The following is a 22,948-nucleotide window of genomic DNA, read 5'->3' as shown; positions in this document are numbered from 1 at the left end:
GGACACAAGAAATGAATGTAAGGAAGGGTAACGTATGAATAAACAACTGAAAGAAAAGCTGGCCCTCCTTCCCGATCAGCCGGGCTGTTATTTAATGAAAGACCGTCAGAAAACAGTCATCTACGTGGGGAAAGCGAAAGTGCTGAAAAACAGGGTGAGATCCTATTTCACCGGTTCTCACGATGCAAAAACCCAAAGGCTTGTGACGGAGATTGAGGACTTTGAATATATCGTGACTTCCTCCAATCTTGAAGCGCTTATTTTGGAAATGAATCTGATTAAAAAATACGATCCGAAATACAATGTCATGCTGAAAGATGATAAAACCTATCCCTTTATTAAAATCACCCATGAACGCCATCCGCGGCTTATTGTCACCCGCAATGTCAAAAAAGACAAAGGGCGCTATTTCGGCCCGTACCCGAATGTACAGGCGGCGCGGGAAACGAAAAAACTGCTGGACCGCCTTTATCCGCTCAGGAAGTGCTCGAATCTTCCGGACCGTGTCTGTCTCTATTACCATCTCGGACAATGCCTCGCTCCATGTGTAAAGGATATTTCCGAGGAGACAAACCGCGAGCTTGTGGAAGACATCACCCGCTTTTTAAAGGGAGGGCATAACGAGGTCAAAAAAGAGCTTGAAGAGAAAATGGCAGAGGCGGCGGAAAAGCTTGAATTTGAACGGGCTAAAGAATTCCGCGATCAGCTTGTTTACATCGAATCGACGATGGAAAAGCAGAAAATGACCATGAATGACCTTCTGGACCGCGATGTGTTCGCTTATGCGTACGATAAAGGCTGGATGTGCGTCCAAGTCTTTTTCATACGCCAAGGAAAGCTGATCGAACGCGATGTCAGCATGTTTCCGATGTACCAGGAAGCGGATGAAGAATTTCTGACCTTCATCGGCCAGTTCTATTCGAAAAACAATCACTTTCTGCCCAAGGAAATTCTGGTGCCTGACAGCGTGGACAGGGACATGATCAGCGAGCTTTTGGAAACCGCCGTGCATCAGCCGAAAAAAGGCCCGAAAAAAGAACTGCTTCTGCTTGCGCACAAAAATGCGAAAATCGCCCTGCGGGAAAAGTTCTCATTAATCGAGCGGGATGAGGAAAGGTCAATCGGTGCAGCCGAACGGCTCGGCGAAGCATTGAACATTTACACGCCGCACCGGATTGAAGCGTTTGACAACTCCAATATTCAAGGCACAAACCCTGTATCGGCCATGATTGTCTTTATTGACGGAAAACCGAATAAAAAGGAATACCGCAAATATAAAATTAAAACCGTAACAGGGCCTGACGATTACGGATCAATGAGAGAAGTCGTCAGAAGAAGATATTCGAGGGTGCTCCGCGAAAATCTCCCGCTGCCGGATTTAATCATCATTGACGGCGGAAAAGGGCAGATTAACGCGGCGCGCGACGTGCTTGAGAATGAGCTCGGCCTTGATGTCCCGGTAGCGGGATTGGCGAAAGATGACAAACACCGAACATCCAACCTTCTGATCGGCGACCCGCTTGAACCGGTATTTCTGGAGCGGAACAGCCAGGAATTTTACCTGCTTCAGCGCATTCAGGATGAAGTTCACCGTTTTGCGATCAGCTTTCACAGACAGATCCGGGGAAAAAGCGCCTTTCAATCTGTATTGGATGATATCCCGGGGATCGGCGAAAAACGCAAAAAAATGCTCTTAAAGCATTTCGGTTCTGTCAAAAAGATGAAGGAAGCAAGTCTTGACGATATCAAAAAAGCCGGTGTGCCGGCTGCGGCCGCTCAGCTGCTGTTTGAAAAATTGAAAAAATAGTATTGTGCTTTTCTGAAAAGTCTGCTAGAATGTGAACTAATTTCATAAGATCGTGTTATATGGTGAAGATAGAGGTGCGAACTTCAATAGTATGCCTTTGGAGAATGATGGATTCTGCGAAAAAGGCTGAAAGGGGAGTTCGCCGAAGTGAAACACATCCCATCGGTGTGCTTTGCTGGCTTTGCATTAAATAAATGTAAAGCTGTCAAGAATTCATTTTCTTGGAGGGCTATCTCGTTGTTCATAATCAATCGTAATGATATGAAAAAGCAATGAGAGCTATTCCTCTCATTGCTTTTTTTATTGTGGACACAACGCTCTTTTCTCCTCACCCGCACGAACCAAAATGTAAAGGGTGGTCTAGTATGAGTCTTATCGTACAAAAATTCGGAGGCACTTCCGTCGGCTCTGCCGAAAAAATTCAAAATGCCGCAAATCGCGCCATTGCTGAAAAGAAAAAAGGACATGACGTCGTAGTCGTCGTGTCGGCAATGGGGAAATCAACCGACGCGCTCGTCAATCTGGCGGCGGAAATTACATCTGAGCCAAGCAGACGCGAGATGGATATGCTTCTGTCTACGGGAGAGCAGGTCACGATTTCGCTTTTGGCCATGGCGCTTCAGGAAAAAGGATATGACGCCGTCTCTTATACGGGCTGGCAGGCGGGTGTCCGCACGGAGGCCGTCCACGGCAATGCGAGAATTACGGATATTGATATCACCGCAATTCAGGCGCAGCTTGCAGAAGGCAGGATTACAGTTGTCGCCGGTTTTCAGGGAGTAACCGAAGACGGCGGCATCACGACGCTCGGACGGGGCGGTTCCGATACGACGGCGGTCGCTCTTGCCGCAGCTTTAAAAGCGGACAAATGCGACATTTACACGGACGTTCCGGGCGTGTTTACGACAGATCCGCGGTACGTCCGGTCAGCGAGAAAACTGGCGGGAATTTCTTATGATGAAATGCTGGAACTTGCAAATCTCGGAGCGGGTGTTCTTCATCCGCGGGCGGTTGAGTTCGCGAAAAACTATCAAGTGCCTTTGGAAGTGCGGTCAAGCACGGAACATGAAGCTGGAACATTAATTGAGGAGGAATCATCAATGGAGCAGAATTTAATCGTCAGAGGAATTGCATTTGAAGACCAGATTACAAGGGTGTCCGTCACGGGCCTTGCAAGCGGGCTGACAACACTTTCAACGATCTTCACCGCGCTGGCGAAACGAAACATCAACGTTGACATCATTATTCAGACACAAGCGGATAATGGGGAAGCAGACATTTCTTTCTCCGTGAAAACGGAAGATTCCGCGCAAACGGTCGCTGTGCTTGAAGAATATAAAAACGCGCTTGACTATGAAAAAATCGAAACTGAAAGAAAGCTGGCGAAAGTATCCATTGTCGGATCAGGCATGGTCTCCAATCCCGGCGTCGCCGCAGACATGTTTGCCGTACTGGCGGAAAAAAATGTACAAGTCAAAATGGTCAGCACATCTGAAATAAAAGTATCAGCGGTGGTCAGTGACAATGATATGGTGAAAGCCGTCGAAGCGCTTCATGATGCGTTTGAGCTTTCTAAACAGCCGTCTGCCGTATAAACGGGCAGGCAAAAAGGCGGGACTTTTAGTCACCGCCTTTTTTCAATTATACAGGGTCCTTCATATCCCATTTCACGGTCAGGACGACTTTATCCGCTCTCTTTTTGACCTGTTCATAAGATTCTGCAATCTGATCGTTCATCAATTGAATCTGTTCGGCTATAAAACCGGCTTCAAGCTGAAAACACGGCTCTTTCTGGTGTTTGAGCCTGCTGGATACGAGCGGTCCTTCCAGCTCAAATTCCAGCTCTTGCTTTTTTGATCCTGTGTTTGTCAAAGTTCCCCAGCCGGCTTTTTCAAAAAAGGCGGGGATTTCTTCCCATGATTGAAGAGGAAATTTGCGGGCGAGGCGTTTCCCCGCCCAATACATCATCGATGAATGCTCCGGGCCGAGGATATCCGGAAGCACGATTTCCCGGATTAATTCGTAGCCGTATGCGCTGACGACGAGTTCAGTTAAAGGTTCTAAAGCTGCTTCATAATTATTCTTCATATTATGTATTCCCCTCTCTCCTTCGTTTATTATAGCTTAAACAGGGGGGAGGATTACAGGCTGATCCTATAAAACACGTGAAAAAAAGTGAGAAAGGTATTGCAGGAAAATAAAATTTTCACGTCAAATAATCAATTCCGAAAATTATAATTTATGTACACGTTTTCTTGACGCCCTTTTGAGGGAGGAGTAAAATGAAATTGTCAATAAATTTTAATAAAGTGCTTACAATTGAAACGAAGTGGGGGCAGAGATTTTAGCACATTTCGCACTTAAATCAAACAGGGGGTAAAGTAATGTCTGGGAACAGAGAGTTTTATTTTCGAAGATTGCATTCCTTGCTCGGTGTGATTCCGGTCGGCATCTTTTTGATCCAGCATTTAGTCGTCAACCAATTTGCCGCAAGGGGAGCGGATGCGTTTAACAAGGCGGCCGGCTTTATGGACAGTCTGCCGTTCAGGTATGCGTTAGAAATTTTTATTATTTTCTTACCTTTAATTTATCATGCGGTTTACGGTGTGTACATAGCATTTACTGCGAAAAACAACGCTGGCCGATACAGCTATTTCAGAAACTGGATGTTTGTGCTTCAGCGTGTCACCGGTATTCTCACCCTTATTTTCGTCAGCTGGCATGTGTGGCAGACGCGGATTGCCGCGCAGATGGGCGCTGAAGTTAACTTCGATATGATGGCGAATATTCTGAGCTCGCCGTTTATGCTCGGATTTTATATTGTAGGCGTTTTATCAGTCATTTTTCACTTTTCAAACGGCTTATGGTCTTTTGCGGTCACATGGGGGATCACGGTCACGCCGCGTTCTCAAAGAATTTCGACTTACGTGACGCTGATTATATTTTTAGCGCTTTCATACGTGGGTCTAAAAGCGATTTTTGCGTTTGTGTAAGAGAACTAGATTACTAGAGGGAGAGGGGCTATCATGAGTCAATCAAGCATTATCGTAGTCGGCGGGGGTCTTGCCGGCCTCATGGCGACAATTAAAGCAGCGGAATCAGGCACGGCCGTTAAATTGTTTTCCATCGTTCCGGTCAAACGCTCTCACTCGGTCTGCGCGCAGGGCGGGATAAACGGAGCTGTCAACACAAAAGGGGAAGGAGACTCTCCGTTTGAGCATTTTGATGACACGGTTTACGGAGGCGACTTTTTAGCAAACCAGCCGCCTGTAAAAGCGATGTGTGAAGCGGCGCCGTCCATTATCCACTTATTGGACCGCATGGGGGTTATGTTTAACAGAACGCCGGAAGGGCTCTTGGACTTCCGCCGTTTCGGGGGTACACAGCATCACAGAACCGCATACGCGGGAGCGACGACGGGTCAGCAGCTTCTTTACGCACTGGACGAGCAGGTGCGCAGATATGAAGTAGCGGGTCTCGTCACAAAATACGAAGGCTGGGAATTCCTCGGCGCCGTTCTTGACGATGAGCGCACGTGCCGCGGTATCGTAGCCCAAAATCTGACTAATATGCAAATCGAGTCATTCCGTTCTGACGCCGTTATTATGGCGACGGGAGGACCCGGAATCGTATTCGGAAAATCAACAAACAGCATGATCAACACGGGATCTGCCGCATCAATCGTTTATCAGCAGGGCGCTTACTACGCTAACGGCGAATTTATTCAAATTCACCCGACTGCCATTCCCGGAGACGATAAACTCCGTCTGATGAGTGAATCGGCGCGCGGCGAGGGCGGAAGAGTCTGGACGTATAAAGACGGAAAACCTTGGTACTTCCTTGAGGAAAAATATCCGGCTTACGGAAACCTTGTGCCGCGGGATATTGCGACACGCGAAATTTTTGACGTGTGCGTGAACCAGAAGCTCGGCATCAATGGAGAAAACATGGTGTATCTCGATCTTTCGCACAAAGATCCGAAAGAGCTTGACGTTAAGCTCGGCGGCATTATCGAAATCTATGAAAAATTCATGGGGGATGACCCGCGCAAGCTTCCGATGAAAATTTTCCCTGCTGTTCACTACTCAATGGGCGGCCTGTGGGTTGATTATGATCAGATGACAAGCATCCGCGGACTGTTCGCGGCGGGTGAATGTGATTATTCAATGCACGGAGGAAACCGTTTAGGGGCAAACTCTCTGCTTTCCGCCATTTACGGAGGAATGGTTGCCGGTCCGAATGCGGTGAAATATGTTGCCGGACTTGAAACATCGGCTGAAGATCTGTCTTCTTCATTATTTGATTCCTACGTGAAAAAAGAAGAAGAAAAATGGGCAGACATCATGAAGATGGACGGCGATGAAAATGCCTACGTGCTTCACCGTGAACTCGGAGAATGGATGACGGCCAACGTAACGGTGGTCCGCCACAATGACAAGCTTTTGAAAACGGATGATAAAATCCAAGAGCTGATGGAACGCTTTAAGAAAATCAATATTAATGATACGACAAAATGGAGCAACCAAGGGGCGATGTTCACCCGCCAGTTCTCCAATATGCTTCAGCTTGCCAGAGTCATCACGCTCGGCGCATACAACCGAAATGAAAGCCGGGGAGCGCACTATAAACCGGATTTCCCTGAAAGAAATGACGATGAGTGGCTCAAAACGACAATGGCTAAACATGCCGGTCCGTTTGAAGCTCCGGAATTTGAATATCAGGATGTCGATGTATCACTGATTGCGCCCCGTAAACGCGACTACTCGAAGAAGAAGGTGGCGAAATAATCATGAGTGAGAAAAAGATACGGTTTATCATTACACGCCAGGATACGCCCGAAAGCGCGCCATACGATGAAGAGTTTGAAATCAATTACCGCCCGAATCTGAACGTGATTTCCGCCCTGATGGAAATCCGCAGAAATCCCGTGAATGCAAAAGGTGAGAAAACAACTCCTGTCGCATGGGACATGAACTGTCTTGAGGAAGTATGCGGCGCCTGCTCCATGGTCATCAACGGCAGACCGCGCCAGTCATGCACGGCGCTGATTGATAAGCTGGAACAGCCGATCCGTCTGAAGCCGATGAAAACATTCCCGGTTGTCCGTGACCTTCAGGTTGACCGCAGCAGAATGTTTGATTCACTGAAAAAAGTGAAAGCATGGGTGCCGATTGACGGGACTTACGATTTGGGACCGGGACCGAGAATGCCGGAAAAACGCCGCCAGTGGGCATATGAGTTGTCTAAATGCATGACCTGCGGCGTCTGCCTTGAAGCCTGCCCGAATGTCAACAGCAAATCGAAATTCATGGGGCCTGCCCCGATGTCGCAAGTGCGTCTGTTTAACGCCCACCCGACGGGCGCGATGAACAAGTCCGAACGTTTAGAAGCTTTAATGACAGACGGCGGTCTCGGAGATTGCGGGAATTCACAAAACTGTGTTCAATCCTGCCCGAAAGGCATTCCGCTCACGACTTCAATCGCTGCTTTGAACAGAGATACCAACTTACAAGCATTCCGCAATTTCTTCGGAAGCGACAGAGTATAAGATAAAGAAAAAGAGCCTCTTCCGCACGGGAGAGGTTTTTTTATAAGGAGCTGAAGGTGATGAAACAACCGCAATACATTGACATCCCGTTTGAAGAATGGAGACAGTCGTTTTCTTTCTTTACTGAAGTGTCGGTTCGCTTTTCAGAAACGGATATGTTCGGCCATATGAATAATGTAACCCCTTTCATCTATTTTGAAGAAGCCCGGATCGCCTACTTTAAGCAGCGCGGCATGGAAGCGCAAAATGCGGAAAGGATGACAGTCGTCGCAAGCCAGCAGTGTGACTATATGCGTCAGGTGATGCCGTATGAAAATCTGCGGATTTATGTCAAAGCAAGCTCTGTCGGAAATGCGTCCGTCACCCTTCATTACCTTGGAGAAAACGAGTCAGGCCTGCCGTGCTTTACCGGTTCCGTCGTTATGGTACAAGTATCAAAGACAAGCGGAAAAGCGGTCAGCTGGACGGAGCGGGAGAAAGGCATTCTGCTCGCCTGAACGGATAACTATTTCTTTAAGTGACGTCACCTCCGAAGCGGCTTTTACATATGATATCTTGACTATATAAACCCATTCGTTTCAGATTCGCTCTCACCTTAGCAAGGAGGGTTACAATACTTGAAGGAGAAAGATTTTCAATCAAAGCCGCTGCTGACCAAAAGAGAAAGAGAAGTATTCGAATTGCTCGTTCAAGACAAGACAACAAAAGAAATTGCAAGCGAGCTATTTATCAGTGAAAAAACTGTACGGAATCACATTTCAAATGCCATGCAGAAGTTAGGTGTGAAAGGGCGTTCGCAAGCTGTTGTCGAGCTTCTTAGAATGGGTGAGCTAGAGCTCTGATTCTTGCCGGTTTTCCTTCTTTACGAGAAGGAGCCGGTTATTTGTGTTGGCGCCCGGGGTGATAGGCATGCGATGAAAATCCCGGTTTTTCCTTTTTCTCCGTCAGTCTTGCATTTTCTTAAAAAAAGAAGGAAAATAGACACGGAGCGTGAATAGCCCAGAAAGATCCTTGAGTGAGGGATGGACAAATGACATCAAAATCTGTAGAGCATGTTGCGGATATCGAAAAATCACTCCGCCATATCGCTGCGATCATTAAACAAAAAGGACGAGAAATCCTTAACCAATATGCAATTACACCGCCGCAATTCGTAGGCCTTCAATGGCTTTATGAATTGGGGGATATGACAATAGGCGAATTATCAGGCAAAATGTATTTGGCTTGCAGCACGACGACGGATCTGATAGACCGCATGGAAAAAAATAAGCTTGTCGAACGGGTGAAAGACCCTGCTGACAGACGGGTCGTCAGAATTCATCTTCTCGCTGAAGGAGAGCGCATTATTCAGGAAGTGATTTTAAAAAGGCAGGCATATTTGCGGGATATGTTTGAGACATTTTCCGAAGAAGAAACAGCCGTCTTCGAAAAATCATTATTGAAACTGCAGCATGAAATGAAAAGAAAATGAGGCGATTTTGTTGGAACAGCCGATAGGAGTCATTGATTCCGGGGTTGGCGGGTTAACCGTTGCTAAGGAAATCATGAGACAGCTACCGAAGGAAAATATCATCTATGTGGGAGATACAAAACGCTGCCCGTACGGCCCGCGTCCTGAAGAAGAAGTTCTTCAATACACATGGGAAATGACCGATTACCTGCTGGAAAACCACCATATCAAAATGCTCGTGATCGCTTGTAATACTGCCACGGCCATTGCCTTGGAGGATATTCAGCGCAAAACGGATATTCCGGTTGTCGGCGTCATTCAGCCGGGTGCGAGAACGGCGATAAAGGTGACGAAAAACCAGCATATCGGCGTCATCGGCACGATAAATACCATTAAAAGCAGAGCGTATGAGCAGGCGCTGCTCGGATTAAATGCAGACCTTCAAGTCGAGAACACGGCTTGTCCGCTGCTGGTGCCGTTTGTGGAAAGCGGACGGTTTCTGCAGGAATCGGCGGAGGAAGCGGTCGAAGCATCGCTTGAGCCTTTAAAAGGTACAGCAATTGATACCTTGATTCTGGGATGTACGCATTATCCGATTTTGAAAGAACCGATTCAGGACTATATGGGAGATCATGTGAAAATCATTTCCTCCGGTGACGAGACAGCGAGAGAAGTGAGCACCATCTTGTCTTATAAAGGTTTGTTAAACCAATCGAATCGTGCACCGGAGTATCAGTTTCTTACAACGGGAGAGCGGAACGGCTTCGCAAAAATTGCCGAAGACTGGTTCGGCCATGAAATCGGCCATGTCGAGAGCATCTCCCTTCAAGAGCCGATCAGAAAATAAATCAAAAAAACCCGCTGTTTACGGCGGGTTTTTTTGCGCATCCCGGTCTATTTCCCGGACAGGGCTCGTATACATCATAGTACAAACAGCCTTAGGAGGGAAAAGTATGCTGAAAAAAGGACCTGCAGTCATTGCTGCAACATGTCTTACTTCGGCTTTTGTATTATCAGGATGCGGTTTGTTTCAATCCGATAAAACAGCCGGGGAAATTGACCCGCCTCAAGACATTTCATATGTAAAGGGTGAAGCGGGGATACAGGCAAAATCAAAGCAATCAGAAAAAAACGGCACGTCTAAAGCCGACCAGCCGGCCAATACAGTCATGAGAGAGCTGTATCTGATTGATAAAAACGGCTATGTCGCAGCACAGACACTGCCTCTTCCGAACAGTGAGGGAACCGCAAAGCAGGCCCTTGAGTATTTGGTTCAGGGGGGGCCTGTCTCAGAAATCCTGCCGAACGGATTCAGAGCGGTGCTTCCTGCGGATACGACGGTAAATGTTAACATTAAAAAAGACGGTACCGCCGTCGCTGATTTTTCGAAGGAATTTAAAAACTATAAAAAAGAAGACGAACAAAAAATCCTGCAATCGATTACATGGACGCTTACCCAATTCAGCTCCATAGATAAAGTCAAAATCAGAATGAACGGGCATGAACTGAAAGAAATGCCTGTAGGCGGCACGCCGATTACGGGCGACTTAAGCAGAAAAGACGGAATTAATATTGAAACCGCCGGAGTGAATGATCTGACAGACACCCATCCGCTGACTGTATACTATCTGGCGGAAACAGAGACGAGCGAATATTACGTGCCTGTCACAAAGCGGATTGACAATTCGGAAACAAATGACATCACCGCTGCCGTTGAACAGCTCGCCGACGGGCCGGGCAAAGCAAGCGGGCTTTTGACGGACTTTAATAACGATGTTAAGCTGCTCAGCAAGCCGGAAGTAAAAGACGGCCGGGTTACACTTGACTTTAACAGCTCTATTTACGGAAGCGCTGATGAAAAAACAAAAATGGTATCATCGGGCGTACTGGACAGCATCGTTCTCACATTAACAGAACAGCCGTCGATAAAAAGTGTTTCTATAAAAGTAAACGGAAAATCAGAACTGGTGAATGAAAAGGGTGAATCCCTTTCAAAACCCGTTTCAAGACCGTCACAAGTGAATACGGGTAGTTTTTAATTTGTGATTTTTGATATACTAGTAAAAAAGAGGTTAGCGTTCCGGGCTGCCTCTTTCTTTATTCACAATCCGGAACAAAAGGTTTATGTACATATAATCGGAGGTAAAATATGAGACACGACGGAAGACAGCACGATGAGCTGCGCCCTATCACATTTGATTTGGATTTTATCACTCACCCGGAGGGCTCTGTTTTAATTACAGCGGGAAATACAAAGGTTATCTGTAATGCATCTGTGGAAGACCGGGTGCCGCCATTTTTGCGCGGCGGAGGAAAAGGCTGGATCACAGCGGAATACAGCATGCTTCCCCGCGCCACGAATCAAAGAACGATAAGAGAATCTTCAAAAGGAAAGGTCTCCGGCAGAACGATGGAAATCCAGCGTCTGATCGGGCGTGCGCTTCGGGCCGTCGTTGATTTGGAAAAGCTCGGCGAACGGACGATCTGGATCGACTGTGACGTCATTCAGGCGGACGGCGGAACAAGAACGGCTTCCATTACCGGCGCCTTCTTGGCAATGGCCATTGCGGCCGGAAAACTCGTGAAAAGCGGCGTTATCAAAACTTCTCCCGTGACAGATTATCTTGCGGCCATTTCTGTCGGGATGGATAAAGAAGAAGGTCTGCTTTTGGATCTGAATTATGAAGAAGATTCAGCGGCTGAAGTCGACATGAATATCATCATGACGGGAAGCGGACGTTTTGTGGAGCTTCAAGGGACGGGCGAAGAAGCCACATTCTCCCGTGAAGATTTAAACGGACTGTTAAGCCTTGCCGAAAAAGGAATCCAGACGCTTATTCAAAAGCAAAAAGAAGTGCTGGGAGAAACATTGCCTGAACTGAAATAAAGAAAGAGAGGCCTGATCAGCGTGAAAGAAGCTATTATTGCGACACACAATCCGGGAAAAGTAAAAGAATTTAAGGAAATACTCGAACCGAAAGGCTACAGCGTCTCTTCTTTGGCGGAAATCGGATTTACGGAAGAAATTGAGGAAACCGGACACACCTTTGAAGAAAACGCCATCTTAAAAGCGGAAGCCGTGGCAAAAGCCGTCAACAAAATGGTCATTGCAGACGACTCCGGTTTATCAGTGGACAACCTTGGAGGCAGACCGGGCGTTTATTCAGCCCGTTATGCCGGCGAAGCAAAAGATGATAAGGCGAATATGGACAAGGTGCTGTCAGAATTAAAAGGCATCGAAAAAGAGCAGCGTACGGCCCGTTTTCGCTGCGCCCTTGCCGTCAGCATGCCGGGGCAGGAAACAAGAACGGTCGAAGGTCATGTTGAAGGGTATATTGCGGAAGAACCCGAAGGAGATAACGGGTTCGGCTATGATCCCATTTTTATTGTAAAGGATAAAGATAAAACAATGGCTCAGCTGACAAGCGCTGAGAAAAACAAAATCAGCCACAGGGCGGAGGCGCTCAAGAAACTGTCAAAGCTGCTTGACGCGTAAGGGGGAGCGTAATGCAATGAAAATGCTGATAATAAGTGACAGTCACGGCCTCGAAGACGAATTGGAGACGATCTCGAAGCGGCACGAAGCCGAAGCGGATCTGATGATTCATTGCGGTGATTCAGAGCTTGATGCCGCACATCCCGCGCTTGTGCCGTATCACACGGTGAAAGGAAATTGCGACTTTGGCGACGGGTTTCAGGAGGAGCTCCTGCTGGACGCCGGTTCAAAGAAAATTCTGGCCGTACACGGACATCTTCACGGCATTAAACAGTCACTTTTAACTGTTTTTTACCGGGCGGAAGAGCTTGGAGCGGATATCGTCTGCTTCGGCCACTCGCATATTGCCGGGAGTGAAGTGCTTCGGGGCAAGCTTTTGATTAACCCTGGCAGCATCCGCCTTCCGAGAGTCCGCAATGTGAAAAGCTATGCCATTCTTACTCTTACAGAAAGTGAAGGCACTGTGACGTTTTACGACGAAACGGGTCAGGAATTGAAGGACTTGGGGAGTACAATCAGCTTTTAACTTTTGATGGGGAAGATTTCTTTCTCCCCCATCAAAAGTTTCTAAAAAAATATTGACTTATGATATGAACCTGTATATAATAAATCTTGTCGCTGATACATAAAGCAAAACCTGTCCCAGTAGCTCAGCTGGATAGAGCAACGGCCTTCTAAGCCGTCGGTCGGGAGTTCGAATCTCTCCTGGGACGTACAGAAAAAGAGCTGGTGACATCAGAGTGAAAACTGATGACGCTGGCCTTTTTTATCTGATGACCATATTGTCAATTCGCTGACATCATGGTAAAATGATCAGCAGAACGATTTGATTTTCATGTCCCAGTAGCTCAGCCGGATAGAGCAACGGCCTTCTAAGCCGTCGGTCGGGAGTTCGAATCTCTCCTGGGACGTATAATAAAAAACCTCAAGCCCTGACAATGGGTTTGAGGTTTTTTTGTATTTGTTTTTTGTTTTATGAAATAAAAGTCCTGTATTTAATGAAAATTGTAAAGAAATTTTAATATAAATGAAACTTAATGAAATATTTACCGTAAGAAATATATGTATAAAGATACTTAAGGCGCCCTTGAGTGATAAAATATCTGATTTCTATTATTTATTTTGTTAATATTTGATAGAAAGACAGCGGGAGGAATTAGCTTTTGAAGTACGCATTTGCATATAAAAATGACAAGATAGAAACGATCTTTTGCGGAAAAGACGAGCTGTTTGAGGAACTGAAACAATTTTTAATGACTCAATGCGGTTTAATCATTGTTGAGGTTTCAAAGGCTGATTACGATACGGAGCAGGAAATAAATCAATGGAATGACCGTTATACATTGTAAGTAAGAAAAAACCGGCCGTGGGAGACCGGTTTTTATATCATCTGAATCCGCTCGGAGCGCTGAAGCCCCCGGCATGGCCGCTGAAACCGCCCCCGAGCGCGCCGGGATGGGACCCTGCGCCGAGGCTTCCGCCGACATCACTGAAGGTTTGACCGTAGTACCCGCTTGTATAAGGGTATGGGACGAATTGCTGCCCGGCGAATGACAGCGAGCTTTGCGGGGTCTGCTGTCCGTATCCGGATGGCGGAAATCCCTGCTGAAAAGAAGGGCCGCCCTGAAACGGAGCTGTATGCATCGGTGCCGGAGGATAATAAGACTGCGGCGGCAGAACCGGTAAAGGCGGAAATCCGGGTGGCAGGCCTTGCATGCCTGATAACATCTTATTCATGACATCACTCATTTCTTCACGAGATAAGAACAGTGTATGCGTATGTCTGTATAAAGAGCCTGTTCAATTCGAACGGAATATCTGACAAGCAGACCGGAAAGAACATGATAAATTGTGTAATAAAATGTGACATAATCGTATAAGAACGGAAAAATTTCATGTAATCTTGAGAGATTAACAAAAAAATGATAAAAACTTTTAACATTTACAGATCCCTTTGTACCAGTAATGAAAGCGTATACAAAGTAGATTGATTAATCTAAATTGTCTAATAATTATAAAAATGCTGTTGACACTGTCTGCAAACGGGCGTAATATGAGTTCAAACAAAAATAAATAAATGATTCACACTAAAAAGAAAAATCATAAAACACTGAAAAACAAACAAATGAGGGTTCTTTTTTTAAATAAAAGAGCCGCCATAATAAAAAGCGCAGAAGAGGATAAGTAGCTTTGCAGAAGTTTTTTACAGAGAGCCGGTAACGCTGAGAGCCGGCAAAAACAAAGCAAAGTGAACTCACCTCAGAGTGCCGGTCTGAAATGTGAAGAGTAGGACTCGGCCGAGTGAACGCAACGTTTACTCGTTATCAAAACGGATAGTAATTATCCATGAGACGGTCTTCATATGACCGTAAACAAGGGTGGTACCGCGGAAAGCAAAGCCTTTTCGCCCCTTTTGGCTATCGCATGAAATGCTTGGCTGAATGTGGGTGGGAAGGCTTTTTTATTTGCGTCAGCCGGCGCTGCGTTTTATGAATTTGATTTTAGAAGGGAACATTGAAAAGGAGGAACTGAAAATGGGCACAAATGTACAGGCGGATACTGCGTCTGCCGATTGTACAAAGACAATGAACGGGGCTCTGATGCTGATTGAATCATTAAAGAAAGAAAAAGTCGAAATGATTTTCGGATATCCGGGGGGAGCCGTTCTTCCGATTTACGATAAGCTTTATCAATCAGGATTGGTTCACATCCTGCCCCGGCACGAGCAAGGCGCGATTCATGCGGCCGAAGGGTATGCGAGAGTCTCGGGGAAGCCGGGGGTTGTCATCGCTACTTCAGGACCCGGAGCGACAAATTTAGTGACCGGTCTTGCGGACGCGATGATTGATTCACTGCCGCTCGTAGTGTTTACCGGCCAGGTGGCCACTTCGGTCATCGGCAGCGACGCTTTCCAGGAAGCCGACATTTTAGGAATTACGATGCCGATTACGAAACACAGCTATCAGGTCCGCCGTCCGGAGGATCTTCCCGGTGTGATCAAAGAGGCTTTCCATATCGCCACGACGGGAAGACCGGGTCCGGTATTAATTGATATTCCGAAGGATGTCGCAGCATTTGAAGGGGAATTCAGATATGATCATGAGATCAATCTTCCGGGTTATCAGCCGGTAAAAGAGCCTAACTATCTGCAGATCCGAAAGCTCGTAGAAGCTGTCAGCAGTGCGAAAAAGCCGGTTATTTTAGCCGGAGCGGGTGTTTTGCACGGTAAAGCTTCAGAAGATTTAAAAAATTATGCCGAACAGCAGCAAATACCGGTAGCCCACACGCTTCTCGGTCTGGGCGGTTTCCCGGCAGATCATCCTCTCTTTCTGGGAATGGCGGGAATGCACGGCACATACACAGCGAATATGGCGCTTTACCACTGTGACTTGCTTATCAGCATCGGAGCTCGGTTCGATGATCGTGTGACCGGAAATCTGAAGCATTTTGCAAAATCGGCCAAAGTGGCGCACATCGATATTGATCCGGCTGAAATCGGAAAAATTATCGAAACGCAGATCCCGGTGGTCGGCGACAGTAAAATCGTCCTTCAGGAACTATTGAAGCAAAACGGAAAACAGGGACAGTCAGATGAATGGAAACAGCAGCTTTCCGAATGGAAAGAAGAATATCCGCTCTGGTATACAGACGACAGTGAAGAGGGCTTAAAACCCCAAAAGCTGATTGAGTATATTCACCAATTCACAAACGGAGAGGCGATTGTGGCGACGGATGTCGGCCAGCACCAGATGTGGGCAGCTCAGTTTTATCCTTTCCGAAAGGCTGATAAGTGGGTGACCTCGGGAGGGCTCGGCACAATGGGCTTCGGCCTTCCGGCGGCTATCGGAGCGCAGCTGGCTGATCGTAACGCCACGGTCGTTGCCATCCTCGGAGACGGCGGTTTTCAGATGACCTTGCAGGAGTTAGATGTCATCCGGCAGCTGAATCTTCCGGTCAAAGTGATTATTTTGAACAATGAATGTCTGGGCATGGTCAGACAGTGGCAGGAAATCTTCTATGAAGAACGCTACTCTGAATCCAAATTCTCGGCACAGCCTGACTTTGTCAAATTGTCAGAAGCCTACGGCATTAAAGGCATCCGGATTACATCAGAAGAAGAGGCGGAAAAAGAACTGCAAAAGGCGCTTTCATCAAAAGAGCCGGCCGTTATTGACGTCCGGGTCGCCAAAAGCGAAAAAGTATTCCCGATGATTGCGCCGGGTAAAGGACTTCATGAAATGGTGGGGGTGAAACCTTGAAACGCATTATCACATTAACGGTGGTCAACCGCTCGGGGGTATTAAACCGGATCACCGGCCTGTTTACAAAAAGACACTATAATATCGAAAGCATCACTGTAGGCCACACGGAAACAAGCGGTGTTTCAAGAATTACATTTGTCGTCCATGTGGAAGGCGAAAACGACGTTGAGCAGCTGACAAAGCAGCTTAACAAACAAATTGACGTCCTGAAAGTGACGGATATTACAAACCAATCAATCGTACAGCGTGAGCTTGCACTGATTAAAGTTGTTTCTGCACCGCCGACCAGAACGGAAATCAATGGAATCATTGAGCCGTTCAGAGCTTCCGTCGTTGATGTCTCAAAGGACAGCATCGTCGTTCAGGTCACAGGCGAGTCTCATAAAATCGAAGCCCTTATAGAGCTTCTCAAACCTTACGGCATTAAAGAAATCGCGAGAACAGGCACAACGGCTTTTGCGAGGGGAACCCAGCAAAAGGCGTCATCCAATAAAACAATTTCTATTGTATAACACAAAAAAGGGAGAGATTAAAATGGTAAAAGTATATTATAACGGTGATATCAAAGAGAACGTATTGGCAGGTAAAAAAGTAGCGGTTATCGGTTACGGTTCACAGGGTCACGCACATGCGCTGAACTTAAAAGAAAGCGGAATTGATGTCATTGTCGGCGTCAGACAAGGCAAATCATTTACACAGGCCCAAGAAGACGGCCATCAAGTATTTTCTGTAAGAGAAGCGGCTGCCCAGGCTGACATCATTATGGTTCTTCTTCCGGATGAACAGCAGCAAAAAGTATATGAAGCTGAAATCAAAGATGAATTGACGGCGGGCAAATCATTGGTATTCGCACACGGATTTAACGTCCATTTCCATCAGATCGTGCCTCCTGCTGATGTAGATGTCTTCCTTGTCGCCCCTAAAGGTCCGGGACACCTTGTCAGAAGAACATATGAACAAGGCGCAGGCGTACCGGCATTGTTTGCCATCTATCAGGATGTATCAGGCGAAGCGAAAGACACGGCTCTTGCTTACGCAAAAGGAATTGGCGGGGCGCGTGCCGGAGTTCTTGAAACAACATTTAAGGAAGAAACGGAAACGGATCTGTTCGGTGAGCAGGCTGTTCTCTGCGGAGGTTTAACAGCGCTTGTCAAAGCAGGTTTTGAAACGCTGACAGAAGCCGGGTACCAGCCTGAACTCGCATACTTTGAGTGTCTGCACGAACTGAAATTGATCGTAGACTTAATGTATGAAGAAGGCTTGGCGGGCATGAGATACTCTATCTCCGATACGGCTCAATGGGGAGATTTTGTATCAGGACCGCGCGTAGTCGATGCGAAAGTAAAAGAATCGATGAAACAAGTATTAACGGATATTCAAAACGGTACATTCGCAAAAGAATGGATCGTGGAAAACCAAGTGAACCGTCCTCGCTTCAATGCGATCAATGCAAGTGAAAACGAGCATCAGATTGAAAAGGTCGGCAGACAGCTTCGTGAAATGATGCCGTTTGTCAAACAAGGCAAAAAGAAGGAAGCGGTGGTCTCCGTTGCGCAAAATTAACGTTTTCGACACGACCCTTCGTGACGGTGAACAATCTCCCGGGGTCAACCTTAATGCGCGGGAGAAACTGGCGATAGCCAAGCAGCTTGAAAGACTCGGGGTGGACATTATTGAAGCGGGATTTCCCGCTTCATCCCGAGGTGATTTTTTAGCCGTGCAGGAAATCGCAAGAACGATTAAAAATTGTTCGGTAACAGGGCTTGCCCGTTCTGTCAAAGGTGACATCGACGCAGCCTGGGAAGCGCTGAAAGACGGGGCCAGCCCGCGGATTCACATCTTTATCGCCACCTCAGACATTCATCTGAAGCATAAGCTGAAAATGACGAGGGAAGAGGTTAAGGAAAAAGCGGTTGAAATGGTGAAGTATGCAAAAGAACGCTTCCCGGTCGTTCAATGGTCAGCAGAAGACGCATGCCGCACCGAACTTCCGTTTTTGGCTGAAATCGTAGAAGAAGTGATTGATGCCGGCGCGAGCGTCATCAACCTGCCGGACACTGTAGGCTACCTGACGCCGGCGGAATACGGAAACATCTTTAAATATATGAAGGAACACGTTCCGAATATCAGCCGGGTAAAGCTCTCAGCTCATTGCCACGATGATCTCGGAATGGCGGTTGCCAACTCACTTTCGGCAATTGAGAACGGCGCTGATCAAATTGAATGCGCCATTAACGGCATAGGAGAAAGAGCCGGGAACGCCGCGCTTGAAGAAATCGCCGTTGCGCTTCATGTCAGAAATGACGCGTATCAAGCTGATTCATCTCTCACTCTTCATGAATTGAAGCGGACGAGTGATCTTGTCAGCAAACTGACGGGAATGGCCGTTCCCCGCAATAAAGCGATCGTCGGAGATAACGCTTTCGCCCATGAGTCGGGTATTCACCAAGACGGTTTCCTGAAAGAAAAATCAACATATGAAATTATTTCACCGGAACTTGTCGGTGTGACAGCGGATGCGCTCGTGCTCGGAAAGCATTCCGGACGCCATGCGTTCAAAGACCGCCTGAATACGCTTGGATTCCAGTTTGATAGCGATGAGATCAATAAATATTTTACGATGTTTAAAGAACTGACCGAAAAGAAAAAAGAAATCACCGATGATGACTTGATTTCTCTTATTTTAGAAGAAAAAGTGACGGACAAAAAAATCGGCTATGAATTTTTGTCTCTGCAAGTGCATTACGGGACGTCTCAGGTGCCCACTGCAACAGTCTCTTTGAAAAATCAGGAAAACGAACAGCTGATGCAAGAGGCGGCAACAGGGGCAGGAAGCGTAGAAGCCGTTTATAACACGCTCGGTCGCTGTATTGATAAAGATATTGAACTGATAGATTACCGCATTCAATCCAACCGAAAAGGCGAAGACGCGCTGGCTCAGGTTTACGTCAGAGTGACCGTGAACGGAAAAGAATCATCAGGGCGGGGAATTGCGCAGGATGTTCTGGAAGCTTCTGCAAAAGCATATTTGAATGCTGTGAACCGGCAATTGGTGCTGGATTGCAATATAGACGGATTAAAGAGACAGACTGCGGTCGGCTCGTAATAGAAAGGAGAACGTTTGATTTGAAAAAACGCATTGCTTTGCTTCCCGGTGACGGAATCGGACCGGAAGTGGCGGAATCAGCGGCAGATGTATTGAAAAGCGTTGCCGAACAATTCGGACATGAATTTGAATTTGAAAACGGGCTGATCGGGGGAGCGGCTATTGACGTCCATCAAAACCCTCTTCCTGAGGAGACGGTGGCTCTTTGCGAGAGGTCTGACGCCATCCTGCTCGGTGCAGTCGGCGGACCGAAATGGGACCAAAATCCTCCAGAGCTCAGACCGGAAAAAGGCCTGCTCGGCATCAGAAAAAAACTCGGCCTGTTTGCCAATCTGCGTCCGGTGACTGTATTTGAAAGCCTGTCTGAGGCGTCTCCGCTGAAAAAAGAATATATCAGCGGCGTTGACTTTGTAATCGTCAGGGAACTGACGGGCGGCCTCTACTTCGGAGAACCGAGCAGACAGTATGTCAATGAAGCGGGAGAAAAAGAAGCGGTCGATACCCTCTTTTATAAGAAAGAAGAAATCGAACGCGTTGTCAGAGAAGCCTTTAAAATGGCAGCCGGCAGAAAAGGAAAAGTGACATCAGTTGATAAGGCGAATGTGCTTTCCTCAAGCAGACTGTGGCGTGAAACGGCAGATGAAATCGCAAAAGAATTTCCTGATGTGACGCTTGAACATATGCTTGTCGATAATGCTGCGATGCAGCTCATCTATGCTCCGAACCAGTTTGACGTCATCGTAACTGAAAACATGTTCGGCGATATTTTAAGTGATGAAGCCTCCATGCTGACAGGTTCGCTCGGCATGCTGCCGTCAGCCAGTCTATCAAGTTCAGGTCTTCACTTGTTTGAACCGGTGCATGGATCTGCGCCTGACATCGCTGGTAAAGGGATGGCCAATCCGTTTGCGGCGATTTTATCAGCGGCGATGCTTTTGAGAACATCTTTCGGGCTTGAAAACGAAGCGCAGGCGGTAGAAAAGGCGGTTGCAAAAGTGCTTGCAGACGGCAGCCGTACACGTGATATCGCCCGGGACGGCCAATATGCCGGAACGCATGACATTACTGAAAAAGTAAAAGCCGCAATAGCCGGCGCGAATACAAAATCTATAGTGTGACGCTTTAAAGAAAGCGGTCTTAGTTCATAGGTAGAGGGAGGAAACAAAGATGATGCCTCGAACAATCATCGAAAAGATTTGGGATCGGCATGTTGTAAAAAGCGGTGAAGGAAAACCCGACCTTCTCTATATTGATCTGCACTTAATTCATGAGGTGACGTCTCCTCAGGCGTTTGAAGGATTAAGGCAGAAGGGAAGGAAAGTCAGACGGCCGCAGAATACATTCGCGACGATGGATCACAATATTCCGACCGTCAACCGTTTTGACATTAAAGATGAAGTCGCAAAGCGCCAAGTAACCGCGCTTGAAAGAAATTGCGAGGAGTTCGGCGTCCGTCTTGCGGATCTTCACAGCGCAGACCAGGGGATCGTTCACGTAGTCGGACCTGAGCTTGGTCTGACACTTCCGGGGAAAACGATCGTTTGCGGAGACAGTCATACATCGACTCACGGCGCATTCGGGGCGCTTGCCTTCGGTATCGGCACAAGTGAGGTGGAGCATGTTCTCTCCACACAGACACTCTGGCAGCAGCGGCCGAAAACGCTTGAAATCCGCGTTGATGGAACGCTCCAAAAAGGAGTGACCGCGAAGGATGTCATCTTGTCGGTCATCGGAAAATACGGGGTGAAATTCGGTACCGGATATGTCATTGAATACACCGGGGATGTATTCAGAAACATGTCCATGGACGAACGCATGACGGTCTGCAATATGTCAATAGAAGCGGGAGCCCGTGCGGGACTGATCGCTCCTGATGAAACGACGATTGAATACTGTAAAAACCGTAAATACGCGCCAAAAGGCGAGGAATTTGAAAAAGCCGCCGCAGAATGGAAAGCATTAAAAACCGATCCGGGCGCCGTATACGATCATTCCATCGTGTTAGACGGCAGCGAGATTTCTCCGATGGTAACTTGGGGCATCAACCCCGGCATGGTTCTTCCGGTCGATGCCCAAATACCTGCGCCGGAAACCATTGATTCTGAAGACGATAAAAAAGAGGCCATCCGTGCCTACGAATACATGGGGATTGAACCGAATCAAAAAATTGAAGAGATTAAAGTCGAGCATGTGTTTATCGGCTCCTGTACAAATTCGCGGATGACCGACCTTCGCCAGGCTGCTGATATGATCAAAGGCCGAAAAGTCGCCGACAGCGTCAGAGCCATTGTGGTGCCGGGCTCTCAAAGCGTGAAACAGCAGGCGGAGGAAGAAGGGCTGCACCGTGTGTTTCTTGAAGCGGGCTTTGAATGGAGAGAATCAGGCTGCAGCATGTGCCTCAGTATGAACAATGATGTCGTGCCTGAAGGGGAACGATGCGCTTCCACATCCAACCGCAACTTCGAAGGCAGACAGGGAAAAGGCGCGAGAACACACCTTGTCAGTCCTGCTATGGCCGCAATGGCAGCCATTCACGGGCATTTCGTCGATGTAAGAAAGTTTTATCAAGAAAAAACAGTTGTGTAAGGAGTGTGCGAAAAGATGGAACCTTTAAAAACGCATACCGGAAAAGCGGCCGTCTTAAACCGGATCAACGTTGACACTGACCAGATTATTCCGAAACAGTTTCTGAAAAGAATTGAAAGAACCGGATACGGCAGATTCGCGTTTTTTGATTGGAGATACCTTGAGAACGGTGAGCCTGATCCTGAATTTGAATTAAACCGCAAAGTCTATGAGGGCGCGTCCATATTAATTGCCGGAGAGAATTTCGGCTGCGGATCATCCCGTGAGCATGCTCCTTGGGCGCTGGATGATTACGGATTCAAAATCATCATTGCTCCGTCATTTGCCGATATTTTTCATCAAAACTGTTTTAAAAACGGAATGCTTCCTATCCGTATGCCGTATGATCAATGGAAAAAACTCGCCGGTCAATATGAAAATCAGTCTCTTAATATGACGGTTGATTTGGAAAACCAGCTCATCCATGACAGTGAAGGAAGAGAAATTTCATTTGAAGTCGATCCGCACTGGAAGGAAATGCTGATTAACGGCTATGATGAAATTTCATTAACACTCCTGCTGGAGGACGACATTCAGCAGTTTGAATCGAAAAGAAGTTCTTGGCTTCAAGCCTGAAAAAAGCCGCCCGGGATTTATCCGGCGGCTTTTTTTGCCATGTGTGTCATCCTTTCTTGTGTTTCATGACGCGTGTTG

General features: G+C 47.1%; 23 protein-coding genes, 2 tRNA genes, 1 riboswitch and 1 other annotated feature. Of the genes, 23 read left to right on the top strand and 2 right to left on the bottom strand.

Annotation, left to right across the window (positions count from 1 at the left end):
• Positions 1-34 precede the first annotated feature (34 nt).
• Positions 35-1,807, top strand: coding sequence for an excinuclease ABC subunit UvrC (uvrC, locus tag AC1DN5_RS09315; RefSeq protein WP_327815116.1), 1,773 nt, complete (start codon positions 35-37; stop codon positions 1,805-1,807).
• Positions 1,808-1,868: 61 nt separating this feature from the next.
• Positions 1,869-2,047, top strand: a riboswitch (Lysine riboswitch).
• Positions 2,048-2,172: 125 nt separating this feature from the next.
• The gene (locus AC1DN5_RS09310; protein WP_366969112.1) at positions 2,173-3,402 is read left to right on the top strand and encodes an aspartate kinase; all 1,230 of its coding nucleotides are present in this window, start codon (positions 2,173-2,175) and stop codon (positions 3,400-3,402) included.
• 46 nt (positions 3,403-3,448) lie between these two features.
• Here AC1DN5_RS09310 and AC1DN5_RS09305 read toward each other — a convergent pair whose 3' ends face one another.
• Entirely contained in the window at positions 3,449-3,895 is a 447-nt protein-coding gene (locus tag AC1DN5_RS09305; RefSeq protein ID WP_366969113.1) for a YslB family protein, read from the bottom strand.
• A 296-nt stretch (positions 3,896-4,191) separates the two neighbouring features.
• Here AC1DN5_RS09305 and sdhC point away from each other — a divergent pair, with 296 nt between their 5' ends.
• The 14 genes from sdhC to AC1DN5_RS09235 all read left to right on the top strand — a co-directional run bounded on the left by sdhC (position 4,192) and on the right by AC1DN5_RS09235 (position 13,650).
• Positions 4,192-4,800: a succinate dehydrogenase cytochrome B558 gene (sdhC, locus tag AC1DN5_RS09300; protein WP_016938663.1), complete on the top strand. Its 609-nt coding sequence runs from the start codon at positions 4,192-4,194 to the stop codon at positions 4,798-4,800.
• A gap of 33 nt (positions 4,801-4,833) precedes the next feature.
• Positions 4,834-6,594 carry a succinate dehydrogenase flavoprotein subunit gene (gene sdhA, locus AC1DN5_RS09295; RefSeq protein WP_016938664.1) on the top strand — a complete coding sequence of 587 codons (1,761 nt, stop codon included), beginning with the start codon at positions 4,834-4,836 and terminating at the stop codon, positions 6,592-6,594.
• Between the two features lie 2 nt (positions 6,595-6,596).
• A complete protein-coding gene (sdhB, locus tag AC1DN5_RS09290) occupies positions 6,597-7,355 on the top strand; it encodes a succinate dehydrogenase iron-sulfur subunit (protein ID WP_045925255.1) in 759 nt (252 codons plus the stop codon).
• 59 nt (positions 7,356-7,414) lie between these two features.
• A complete protein-coding gene (locus AC1DN5_RS09285; protein WP_045925256.1) occupies positions 7,415-7,852 on the top strand; it encodes an acyl-CoA thioesterase in 438 nt (145 codons plus the stop codon).
• Positions 7,853-7,972: 120 nt separating this feature from the next.
• Complete coding sequence (gene gerE / locus AC1DN5_RS09280; protein WP_003152579.1) at positions 7,973-8,197, top strand: spore germination transcription factor GerE; 225 nt, start codon at positions 7,973-7,975, stop codon at positions 8,195-8,197.
• 188 nt (positions 8,198-8,385) lie between these two features.
• Positions 8,386-8,826 carry a MarR family winged helix-turn-helix transcriptional regulator gene (locus AC1DN5_RS09275; RefSeq protein WP_016938743.1) on the top strand — a complete coding sequence of 147 codons (441 nt, stop codon included), beginning with the start codon at positions 8,386-8,388 and terminating at the stop codon, positions 8,824-8,826.
• 7 nt (positions 8,827-8,833) lie between these two features.
• Positions 8,834-9,652 carry a glutamate racemase gene (racE, locus tag AC1DN5_RS09270; protein ID WP_095241530.1) on the top strand — a complete coding sequence of 273 codons (819 nt, stop codon included), beginning with the start codon at positions 8,834-8,836 and terminating at the stop codon, positions 9,650-9,652.
• A 106-nt stretch (positions 9,653-9,758) separates the two neighbouring features.
• A complete protein-coding gene (locus AC1DN5_RS09265) occupies positions 9,759-10,844 on the top strand; it encodes a GerMN domain-containing protein (RefSeq protein WP_366969114.1) in 1,086 nt (361 codons plus the stop codon).
• Between the two features lie 110 nt (positions 10,845-10,954).
• Positions 10,955-11,692, top strand: coding sequence for a ribonuclease PH (gene rph / locus AC1DN5_RS09260; protein ID WP_060562697.1), 738 nt, complete (start codon positions 10,955-10,957; stop codon positions 11,690-11,692).
• Between the two features lie 12 nt (positions 11,693-11,704).
• Positions 11,705-12,301: an XTP/dITP diphosphatase gene (locus AC1DN5_RS09255; RefSeq protein ID WP_095241532.1), complete on the top strand. Its 597-nt coding sequence runs from the start codon at positions 11,705-11,707 to the stop codon at positions 12,299-12,301.
• Between the two features lie 16 nt (positions 12,302-12,317).
• Complete coding sequence (locus AC1DN5_RS09250; protein WP_366969115.1) at positions 12,318-12,827, top strand: metallophosphoesterase; 510 nt, start codon at positions 12,318-12,320, stop codon at positions 12,825-12,827.
• Positions 12,828-12,940: 113 nt separating this feature from the next.
• A tRNA-Arg gene (locus AC1DN5_RS09245) sits at positions 12,941-13,014 on the top strand.
• Between the two features lie 124 nt (positions 13,015-13,138).
• Positions 13,139-13,212, top strand: a tRNA-Arg gene (locus AC1DN5_RS09240).
• A 252-nt stretch (positions 13,213-13,464) separates the two neighbouring features.
• A complete protein-coding gene (locus tag AC1DN5_RS09235) occupies positions 13,465-13,650 on the top strand; it encodes a hypothetical protein (RefSeq protein WP_045926459.1) in 186 nt (61 codons plus the stop codon).
• Between the two features lie 37 nt (positions 13,651-13,687).
• On the opposite strand, the gene AC1DN5_RS09230 is transcribed toward AC1DN5_RS09235, so the two are convergent.
• Entirely contained in the window at positions 13,688-14,038 is a 351-nt protein-coding gene (locus AC1DN5_RS09230) for a hypothetical protein (RefSeq protein WP_045926460.1), read from the bottom strand.
• Positions 14,039-14,463: 425 nt separating this feature from the next.
• Positions 14,464-14,716 (top strand) — a binding site (T-box leader).
• A gap of 119 nt (positions 14,717-14,835) precedes the next feature.
• On the opposite strand from AC1DN5_RS09230, the gene ilvB reads away from it, so the two are divergent.
• Genes ilvB through leuD form a run of 7 tightly spaced genes read left to right on the top strand, consistent with a single transcriptional unit; the run spans position 14,836 to position 22,870 of the window.
• Complete coding sequence (gene ilvB / locus AC1DN5_RS09225) at positions 14,836-16,560, top strand: acetolactate synthase large subunit (protein ID WP_099744805.1); 1,725 nt, start codon at positions 14,836-14,838, stop codon at positions 16,558-16,560.
• On the top strand, positions 16,557-17,075 hold the full coding sequence (ilvN, locus tag AC1DN5_RS09220) for an acetolactate synthase small subunit (protein ID WP_045926462.1): 519 nt from the start codon (positions 16,557-16,559) through the stop codon (positions 17,073-17,075). Before ilvB ends, ilvN begins: the two co-directional genes overlap by 4 nt.
• Before the next feature lie 22 nt (positions 17,076-17,097).
• Complete coding sequence (ilvC, locus tag AC1DN5_RS09215) at positions 17,098-18,126, top strand: ketol-acid reductoisomerase (RefSeq protein WP_366969116.1); 1,029 nt, start codon at positions 17,098-17,100, stop codon at positions 18,124-18,126.
• A complete protein-coding gene (locus AC1DN5_RS09210) occupies positions 18,113-19,669 on the top strand; it encodes a 2-isopropylmalate synthase (RefSeq protein WP_016938754.1) in 1,557 nt (518 codons plus the stop codon). Before ilvC ends, AC1DN5_RS09210 begins: the two co-directional genes overlap by 14 nt.
• Before the next feature lie 20 nt (positions 19,670-19,689).
• Positions 19,690-20,787 carry a 3-isopropylmalate dehydrogenase gene (gene leuB / locus AC1DN5_RS09205; protein ID WP_366969117.1) on the top strand — a complete coding sequence of 366 codons (1,098 nt, stop codon included), beginning with the start codon at positions 19,690-19,692 and terminating at the stop codon, positions 20,785-20,787.
• Positions 20,788-20,836: 49 nt separating this feature from the next.
• Entirely contained in the window at positions 20,837-22,255 is a 1,419-nt protein-coding gene (gene leuC / locus AC1DN5_RS09200) for a 3-isopropylmalate dehydratase large subunit (protein WP_366969118.1), read from the top strand.
• Positions 22,256-22,270: 15 nt separating this feature from the next.
• A complete protein-coding gene (leuD, locus tag AC1DN5_RS09195) occupies positions 22,271-22,870 on the top strand; it encodes a 3-isopropylmalate dehydratase small subunit (RefSeq protein WP_016938757.1) in 600 nt (199 codons plus the stop codon).
• Positions 22,871-22,948 lie beyond the last annotated feature (78 nt).

It is taken from the genome of Bacillus sp. 01N42_2 (assembly GCF_056399565.1).
The sequence above is the reverse complement of the archived record's forward strand: the minus strand, read 5'-3'. Positions and strand labels throughout refer to the sequence as shown.